The sequence below is a fragment of the Microbacterium sp. genome (assembly GCF_035277845.1).
Taxonomy (GTDB): Bacteria; Actinomycetota; Actinomycetes; order Actinomycetales; family Microbacteriaceae; genus Microbacterium.
The window spans coordinates 1-4052 of sequence record NZ_DATEJS010000171.1 but is presented as its reverse complement, the minus strand read 5'-3'; the positions used below and the strand labels follow the sequence as shown (position 1 = coordinate 4052).

4 protein-coding genes and 1 pseudogene are annotated in these 4052 nt (G+C 71.3%); all 5 read right to left on the bottom strand.

Translation table 11 applies throughout. The annotated features are described in order from the left end of the window. On the bottom strand, positions 1 to 1078 hold a 1078-nt coding region (locus tag VJR25_RS07305), incomplete at its 3' end, for an RNA polymerase sigma factor (RefSeq protein ID WP_324114071.1). Between the two features lie 49 nt (positions 1079 to 1127). Continuing rightward, a complete protein-coding gene (locus VJR25_RS07300; protein WP_324114069.1) occupies positions 1128 to 1487 on the bottom strand; it encodes a YciI family protein in 360 nt (119 codons plus the stop codon). Positions 1488 to 1593: 106 nt separating this feature from the next. Next, positions 1594 to 3198, bottom strand: a complete 1605-nt coding sequence (serA, locus tag VJR25_RS07295) for a phosphoglycerate dehydrogenase (protein WP_324114066.1) — start codon at positions 3196 to 3198, stop codon at positions 1594 to 1596. A gap of 122 nt (positions 3199 to 3320) precedes the next feature. After that, on the bottom strand, positions 3321 to 3680 hold the full coding sequence (locus tag VJR25_RS07290) for a bacitracin resistance protein (RefSeq protein ID WP_324114064.1): 360 nt from the start codon (positions 3678 to 3680) through the stop codon (positions 3321 to 3323). Next, a pseudogene (locus VJR25_RS07285) lies at positions 3677 to 4052 on the bottom strand (hypothetical protein); the annotation flags it as partial. The pseudogene VJR25_RS07285 and the gene VJR25_RS07290, both read right to left, overlap by 4 nt.

Genomic DNA, 4052 nt, shown 5'->3' with positions numbered 1-4052 from the left:
CGGCCAGCACCCCCGCGAAGAGGTCCGGTTGGGCCTCGAGCTCCGCACCGGCGGCGATCGGTCCGACGTCCGGACTGTAGCCGCGCGCGACGACCCGGGCCAGCCGCGCGGACGGGGACGGCCAGGCGGCGACCAGCCCGTCGTAGAGCCGGGCGATCGTGGTCCAGTCCGTGTCCTCCCACGCGGCCGCCGTGGCGTGCAGGCCGGCGATCCCCGCCATCAGGGCGAACCGCCCGGTGCCGCTCTGCAGGGCGCGGGTCGCGAAGCCCTCCCCCTCCGCGATGAGGGCGGCATCCCACGCGGAACGGTCCGCGGTGGACAGCTCGACGAGGTCCCCGGCGGGGTCGAGCCGGGTCGACTGCCGCGCCTCGGTCAGCAGCAGCAGGCCGAGCAGCCCGGATGCCTCCGAGTCGCCCGGGCGGATGCGCACGGCGTCGCGGGCGAGCGCGATCGCGTCGGCGCGCAGCCGGGCGCTCGACTCGCCGGCCGGGGCCGCGTACCCCGTCGTGTAGACGAGCGAGATCACCGTGAGGGCATCCGGCAGGCGGCGGCTGACGTCCGCGTCGTCGTCCATCCCGAATCGGATCTCGGAGTCGTGCAGGCGCTTCTTCGCCCGCGTCAGCCGCGCGGCCATGGTCGCCTCCGGCACGAGCAGCATCGCCGCGACCTCGCGCGTGGGAATCGCGCACACGAACCGCAGGGCCAGGGCGATGCGCGCCTCCTCGGCCAGCTCCGGATGGCACATCATCAGGATCAGCTCGAGCCGTTCGTCGCCCGTGAAGACGAAGTCCGACATCTCGGTCTCCTCCACCAGCGGCGCCTGCGCCGCCAGCGCCGGAATCGCGCGGGCAGCGGTCTGGGCACGCCGCAGGTAGTCCACCGCGATGCGGCGGGCCGACGTCGTGATCCAGGCGGCCGGATTGCGCAGCACCGTCCCGGCGCGTTCCTGTGCGAGAGCCCGCAGGAACGCGTCGTGCACGGCGTCCTCAGCCAGTTGCAGATCGCCGGTGTAGTGCGCGACCGCGCCGAGGATGCGTCCGGCATCCTCGCGGTACGCGGCTTCGATGGCGGAGGTCACGTCCCCATTCAAGCGAAGCAGCGCGGTCGCGCACCACGGGAACGGTGCGTCAGGCGCTCGGCAGTTCGAGCACCGGGTAGAGCTCGAGCCAGCCCCCGGTCGGCACGAGGGCGGCGAGGTCCCGCGCTTGGGCGGGGGATTCCGCGGTGATCGTGTAGAACCCGGTGAGCACCTCCCGGGTCTCGCCGAACGGCCCGTCGGTGAAGACGGCGCCGGACTCGGACGGCGTGATGCGCGTCGCCTCGGACTGCGGGCGCAGCGGGGCGGAGGCGAGCACCTTCTGACCCGCCGCGACCACCGCCTCCTGGAAGGCGCGGTGGCCCGCCAGATCCATCTCGATCTGCTCCGCGGCCAGCGCCGAGGGATCCCACTCGGGCTCGCGGATGACGATCAGGTACTCGTCGGACATGTCGGTCTCCTTCGTCGTGCGGTGCCGGTCGGCCCGCTTCTCATGGAACACCGATACGACGTGCCCGGGGTGCCGGAATCGACAGCCCGGGCACGAATTCTCCGGATCAGTCCTCGGTGATGGCGATCTGGGCGAAGATGTCCGCGTCGATCGCCTGGCGCACCTCGTCCAGCAGCACCTCGTCGACCGGCGAGTCGACGGTCAGCACGGACAGCGCCTGGCCGCCCGCGGTCTGACGCGCGATCTGCATGCCGGCGATGTTGATGCCCGCGTCTCCGAAGCGCTGCCCGTACACGGCGACGATGCCCGGACGGTCGGTGTACAGCATGACGAGGTGGTGGCGCTCGATGGGCAGCTCCACGGCGTAGTCGTTGATGCCGACCAGCTTCTCGATCTGCTTCGGCCCGGTGAGGGTTCCCGACACGGCCAGCTGCGAGCCGTCGGAGAGGGCGCCGCGCAGCGTGATCACGTTGCGGTACTCGGGGCTGTCGCCGTCGACGATCAGTCGCACCTCGATGCCGCGCTGCTCGGCCAGCAGCGGCGCGTTGACGTACGAGACGGTCTCGCTGACGATGTTCGTGAACACGCCCTTGAGCGCCGCGAGCTTGAGCACGCTCACGTCGTAGTCCTGCAGCTCGCCGTGCACCTCGACGTCGAGGCTGGTCAGCGGCGACTGGCCGAGGGCCGAGAAGATCTGGCCGAGCTTCTCGACGAGCGGGATGCCGGGGCGCACGTACGGGTCGATGGCGCCGCCGGCGACGTTGACCGCGTCGGGGACGAGCTCGCCGCCGAGGGCGAGACGCACCGAGCGGGCGACCGAGATGCCCGCCTTCTCCTGCGCCTCGTCGGTGCTGGCGCCGAGGTGCGGGGTGACCACGACGTTGTCGAGCCCCAGGAGGGCGCGGGCGCTGCCGCCTTCGGCAGGCGGCTCGGAGGTGAAGACGTCGAGGCCGGCACCGGCGATCTCGCCTGCGACGAGGGCGGCGTGCAGGGCCTCCTCGTCGATGAGCCCACCGCGCGCGACGTTGACGACGTAGGCGGACGACTTCATCCTGCGGAACTGCTCGGCGCCGATCATGCCGGTCGTCTCGGGCGTCTTCGGCATGTGGATGGTGACGAAGTCGGACTGCTCCAGGAGCTCGTCGAGCGACACCAGCTGCACGCCGAGCTGCTGGGCGCGCGCGCTCGTGACGTAGGGGTCGTACGCGACGACCTTCACGTCGAAGGCCTGCAGACGCGCCGTGATCAGCGCGCCGATTCGGCCGAGGCCGATGATGCCGACTGTCTTCTCGTAGAGCTCCGTGCCGGTGTACGAGCTGCGCTTCCAGGCGCCGCCCGCCAGGGACGCGTGCGCGGCCGGGATGCGGCGGGCGAGGCTCAGGATGTGGCCGATCGTCAGCTCCGCAGCGGAGATGATGTTCGAGGTGGGGGCGTTGACGACCATGACTCCGGCCGTGGTCGCGGCCTTGATGTCGACGTTGTCCAGGCCCACGCCCGCGCGTGCGATGACCTTGAGGCGCGCCGATGCGGCGATCGCCTCGGCATCCATCTTGGTCGCCGAACGGATCAGCACCGCGTCCGCGTCTGCGAGGGCCGCCAGCAGGGCGGGGCGATCCGTGCCGTCCACGTGCCGGACGTCGAAGTCGGGACCGAGAGCATCGATCGTCGCGGGTGAGAGTTGTTCAGCGAGCAGGACGACGGGCTTGGACACAGGTCTCCCCTTTGGAGTGCACATGCGGGTGGGATGCCGCGCCGCACGCCATCGGGGCGAGACCCCGCCAGCCTACCGTGAACGCGGTGGGCTTCCATCACGCGGAAATCCCCGTGTGACGTTTATGACGACCCGAGAAGCCCGGCGCCGAAGGCGTACGCGTAGCCGAGGATGCTGAGCCAGAAAGCGGCCACGAGCGCGAGTCCGGTCACGAGGATGAGCAGGAACTCCCCCGCCTTCCGCTTCCACCCGAGGGCGAAGGCGCCCGCATATGCGGCGATCGGGAAGAGGATCGCGAACAGCAGCACGAACCAGCCGAGGCCGTTGAGGCCGAGGCGGCCGCCGGCCTGGTAGGCGAGCAGCGTGACGGCGTTCCAGACGACGTACGCGTAGAAGAGGCCGAGCAGACCGGCGATCGTGAACAGCAGCCACACCGGCATCGACCGGTCGCGGTTCGCCGGAGCGGCGGTCGGATCCGTCATCTCTGCACCCCCAGCATGAACAGCGGCCACGGAACGAGCAGCACCGCGCCGGCGACCAGCCACACCCAGCGCATCCACGCTCGCGATCGGCGGGTGAGAAGCCAGACCGCGCCGAACCACAGCACGGGCCCGACGGCCGCGAGCCACACGGCGACGACGTTGCCGCCCGCCCAGGTCACGGACGGCGCACCGGTCGCCGAGACGAGATACCCGGCGACGCGCGTCACCCGGAGGCCGCCGATGATCCAGCCGATCACGTACAGCAGATAGACGCCGCCGAGGATCCCGGATGCCACGAGCGCGACGTTGCCCATCGGAGTCCGCTGGGCGGCGGCCTCCGGCTCGCGAGCGGGAGCGACCGGGCGCTCCCCC

Bases quoted from the DNA above. Each gene is read 5' to 3' on its own strand.
- VJR25_RS07300 (WP_324114069.1), bottom strand. From the start codon at position 1,487: ATGTCCGACGAGTACCTGATCGTCATCCGCGAGCCCGAGTGGGATCCC.
- VJR25_RS07290 (WP_324114064.1), bottom strand. From the start codon at position 3,680: ATGACGGATCCGACCGCCGCTCCGGCGAACCGCGACCGGTCGATGCCG.